At 72.1% G+C, this 4559-nt stretch carries 3 protein-coding genes; 1 reads left to right on the top strand and 2 read right to left on the bottom strand.

Going from position 1 to position 4559, the window contains the following annotated elements:
• Positions 1–2325, bottom strand: a 2325-nt coding sequence (locus tag DQW06_RS26410) for a trypsin-like peptidase domain-containing protein (protein ID WP_117199516.1), incomplete at its 3' end; no start/stop codon positions are given.
• Positions 2325–2645 (bottom strand): trypco2 family protein, encoded by a 321-nt coding sequence (locus DQW06_RS26405; RefSeq protein WP_013151073.1) that lies wholly within the window; start codon positions 2643–2645, stop codon positions 2325–2327. The genes DQW06_RS26405 and DQW06_RS26410, both read right to left, overlap by 1 nt.
• A gap of 525 nt (positions 2646–3170) precedes the next feature.
• On the opposite strand from DQW06_RS26405, the gene DQW06_RS26400 reads away from it, so the two are divergent.
• On the top strand, positions 3171–4541 hold the full coding sequence (locus DQW06_RS26400) for an MFS transporter (RefSeq protein ID WP_013151075.1): 1371 nt from the start codon (positions 3171–3173) through the stop codon (positions 4539–4541).
• Positions 4542–4559 lie beyond the last annotated feature (18 nt).

Raw genomic sequence — 4559 nt, 5'->3', positions numbered from 1 at the left:
GGCGACGCCGTCGGTGAGGACGACCAGGGCGCAGGCGCCGGGCTCCCCCGGACGGTCGGCGCAGGACTCCAGTTCCTCGGCGCCGTCGCGGACGGCGTCGGCCAGCGGGGTGGCCGGGAACTCGGCGCTCAGCGCGTCGATCGCCTCGCGCGCCGACTCCTCCCTGCGCGCGTCCATGCCCGGTTCCGGGGGCAGGACGCGTTCCTGGCCGGTGACGTCGTTGCCCGGTCCGCCCTCGGGAAAGGTCCAGATCCCCACGGTGTCCTGCTCCCCCAGGAGGCCGACGGCGGTCCGGGCCAGCTGTTGCGCGGTCGCCAGCCGGGTGCCGCCCGTGCCGGGGCCGCTCATGGAGTCGGAGCGGTCGACCACGAGCAGGACCTCGACCGGGGCGCGGGAGCGCTCCTGCTGCCGCAGCCCGGACTCCAGCCGCTCCCGCCACTCCCCGTCCTGACGGGCCGAGTTGAGGTGTGTGACCTCCATCAGGGACCGCTCCGCATCCCCGCCGATCATGGCGCCCTCCACCGTCCGGTAGCCCTGGAAGGCCGTTGTCTCCCGGGGGTGCCGCATCCACTCCCCGAACGCCTCCGCCTCCCGTTCGACCCCGTCGCCGCCCCAGTCCAGCCGTACGAACGGGTGGTCCAGGCCGGGCGTCTCGGAGAAGTAGACGGGGACCAGGGGCTCGTCCGGTTCCTCGCCCGTCGGCCCGCACCCGGGGCCCAGCTGCGCGCCCGTGTTGTAGGCGTTGATCGCGTACTCGGTGCTGAACACCCCGACGGAGGCGGGGTCGGCGCTCCCGCCGCGCAGCGCGCACAGCAGGCCGAGGTTGCCCTCGGCGTCGAGCCCGGCCGAGGTCGCGCGGGCCTCCGCGATCTGGATCTCCTCGGCGCCCCCGTCCCCGTACGCGGAGTACAGGGCCTCGGTCTGGATCAGCGCCGAGACCGAGGCCTCCGGTGAGGGGCGGGCCAGGAGGAGCCCGGCCTCCGCCGCCGCGGCCGTGCAGACGACGAGGTTCGAACGCGCTCCGCCCGGGTCGGTCCCGGAACAGGCGGGGACCTCGCCCGCGGACTCGGGCAGCCCCAGCACCACGGGTGTGAGCCTGGTGGCGCTCCCCTCCCCCGTCTCCAGGCCGGGCGCGTCACCCGGATCCCCGCGCAGCAGGGCGACGTCCGCGCTGGAGTCCGGCAGCCACACGTGCGGGCGGGGCCCCGCCCGCAGGTCGGTCCACCCCTCGCGCAGCAGCTCGCGCGTCCGCGCGGCCCCGCCCGCGACGGTGACGCTGACGCGCACGGGTACGCACCCGCTCCTCTCGTCCCGGCCGCCGACGTGGGCGGAGAAGTCGTCGGCGGCCCGCTGGACGACGGCGTGCTGGTCCGGGGTGGTGAGCACGGTGAGCTCGGTGGGCGGGGCGCACTGGAGGCCCAGCCCCAGGTGGCCGTTGGCCCGCAGCCAGTACACGCCGTTCGGGACCAGGGTGAGCAGCGCGACGGCGGCGACGGCCAGGGGCCACACCGGTCGCCCGGCACCACGGCGCTCCCGCATCCCGGCCGTGGCACGGCTCCTCCGGGCGGGGACGGCCGCCGTCCCCGCCCGCGTGCCGTGACCGCGCCGTTCCCGGACGGCCACCGCGAGCGTGTGCGGAAGCCTGCGCAGGGAGGAGAGCCGGGCGCGGACGAAACGCCTGGCGGTGTTGCGCGCCGCGCGCGGGAGGTCCACCGGGACGAGCCACGGCTCCGTCCCCGCGTCCTCCCTGACCAGGCGCCGGAAGTCCTTATCGCGGGCGAACCGCGTGGACCGGCGGGCGATCAGGTCCCCGTTGCGCCGGTCGTGGTCGACGATGACGCCCACCAGCCGTTCCCTGACGAACACGGCGGTGCCGGAGGCCCCCTTCCACGACACGTCGTTGCCGTACTCCCGCTGGACGTCGAGCCGGAGGTCCTTCCTGACCATGCCGTCCCACGGGCTGAGGGTCCCCCGCAGGTCCTTCAGGTCGCGGCCCCCGTCGTTGGCCGCGAGGTCGGGGTAGCCGAGCGAACGGTACGGCTGCGGTTCGTCCGCCGAGAGCTTCCCCCAGCGCACGGAGGGGTGGGGCCGCGGCTCCTCCAGCCGCAGCAGGGCGACGTCCGTGCTCCGGTCCGACCAGACGACGGAGCACCGCAGGAAACCGCTCGGCGGGTCGGCTCCCAGGCGCACGTCGACACGCTCGTGGCCGTCGAGCACATGGGCCGCGGTGAGGACGAGGGAGGGCCCGACGAGGTAGCCGGTCCCTCCCCTGGAGGCGGCCCCGGCCCTGGCGACGCGGACGTCCGCGACACACCTCGGGTCCATCAGTCCAGGTCCCTGCGGTCCTCCCAGACCGCTCCGCTATCAGAGGCGATCGCGAGTTTCCTTCCGTCCGCGTCGGTCAGGGCGAGCTTCAGCGTGATCCGGTGCGTGTCCTTGCGGCCGGCCTTGCCCTCGGCGTTGAGGGAGAGCACACCGAAGCGCACACCGGCCTTCCCGGCTCCCTCATGGTGCGCCTCCAGGAGGAGTTCGACCTCGGCCTCGACGATCTCGATGCCGATCTCGTGGCCCTCCCCCTTCCGGCGCGCGGCGGCGAGCTCCCGGCGCAGTTCGTCGATGGCCTGGGACAGTCCGATGGTGGGCACCTGATGACTCCCTGGGGGGCGTTTCGTCGTGGGGGCGGCGGGAACAGAGCCGTGGTCTACGTCACAGGACGGGTGTGGTAGTCAGTTTTCCACGCCGGTCCGTCGCTAACCGGGTGTTTTTCGCTGTACACGACCGCTCTCGGGCGGAGCGCCCCGCTTCTCCCTGCTCACGGCCCCTTCCGCCCCGAAACGGATTCGGCGGTATGTCGACTCGTCGATCCGCCGACATGTCGTCCGCCCGGCGCCGAGCTGTGGCTGGTCACGAGCCGCGAGCCACCGACAGTGCCATTCATCTAACCGACCGTTCGGTCAGGACATAGCTTTCGAGCTGCGAAAAGTAGGCCCCGGTGTGGAAAGTGCCTTGAGTCACATGACATGGTGTCCTGGGGCTCAGTCCGGTGTCGGACATGTCCTTCCTGTCGCTTGTGCGTCTGGAGGGACGGGTGGTTGTCACCGTGGCTGCCGATACCGAGAGCCCACGAGCGGAATCCGACCTCCGGTCGGTAGAGAACATACGGAGCACCAATGGCAACTTCCGACTCGACGGCCCCAGGGCCGGGCGGCGCGATCGAGACCAGGGAGCGGCGGCGCGTCCTCGCCGGGACCATGGTCGGCACCACCATCGAGTGGTACGACTTCTTCATCTACGCGCAGGCCGCCGGCCTCGTGCTCGCCCCCCTGTTCCTGTCGCCGCTGACCGAGGACAGCCCGGGGCTGGCCCAGGTCCTGTCCTTCGCGACCATCGGCATCTCCTTCCTCTTCCGGCCGCTCGGCGCGATCGTCGCGGGCGCCCTCGGAGACAGGTTCGGCCGCAAGCGCGTGCTCGTGGCGACCCTGGTCATGATGGGGCTCGCCACCTGCCTGATCGGCCTGCTGCCCACCTACGCCCAGATCGGCGTGGCCGCGCCCGTCCTGCTGATCATCCTGCGCATCCTCCAGGGCTTCTCGGCGGGCGGCGAGTGGGGCGGCGCGGCACTGATGTCGGTGGAGCACGCACCGGTCGACAAGCGCGGCTTCTTCGGCGCCTACCCGCAGATCGGAGTCCCCTGCGGCATGATCCTGGCGACCTTCGTCGTCTGGGTGATCACCGCGGCCATCGGCCCGGAGGCGTTCCTGGAGTGGGGCTGGCGCATCCCCTTCCTCCTGTCCTTCCTGCTGATCATCATCGGCCACCTCATCCGCAAGTCCGTGGAGGAGTCCCCGGTCTTCAAGCTCATGCAGGCGCGCAAGGCCGAGACCTCCGCCCCGCTGGGCCGACTGTTCCGCGAGCACACCCGTGAGGTCGTCCTCTCCGCGCTGATCTTCATCGCCAACAACGCCGCCGGGTACCTCGTCATCGCCTACCTGGCGACCTACGCCTCCCGGCCGGTCGAGGAGTTCGGCCTCGGCATGGACCGCGGCCCCGTGCTCCTGGCGACCACCCTCGCCTCGTTCGGCTGGCTCATCTCCACGCTCTACGGCGGCATCCTGAGCGACAAGCTCGGCCGGGTGCGGACCTTCCAGCTCGGCTACGTGCTGCTGGCCGCCTGGTCCGTGCCGATGTGGTTCATGGTCGACACCGGCAACATCTACCTGTACTTCGCGGGCGTCTTCATCTTCACGCTCACCCTGGGCCTGAGCTACGGCCCCCAGTCGGCGCTGTACGCGGAGATGTTCCCGGCCGAGGTCCGCTACTCCGGCGTGTCCATCGGCTACGCCCTCGGCGCGATCCTCGGCGGCGCCTTCGCGCCCATGATCGCCGAGCTGCTGCTCACCGAGACCGGCGCCTCGTGGTCGATCGGCGTCTACATCGTCGTGGCCTGCGCGGTCTCCTTCCTCGGGGTCACCCTGGTGAAGGAGCCCAAGGGCGTGGACCTGTACGCGGACGGCACCAGGCCGAACGCGGTCGGCAAGTAGGCGGCGTGGGGGGGGGGG

The sequence above is a fragment of the Nocardiopsis sp. TNDT3 genome (genome assembly GCF_003427465.1).
GTDB classification, from domain to species: Bacteria; Actinomycetota; Actinomycetes; order Streptosporangiales; family Streptosporangiaceae; genus Nocardiopsis; species Nocardiopsis dassonvillei.
This window is presented reverse-complemented; position numbering and strand designations above follow the sequence as displayed.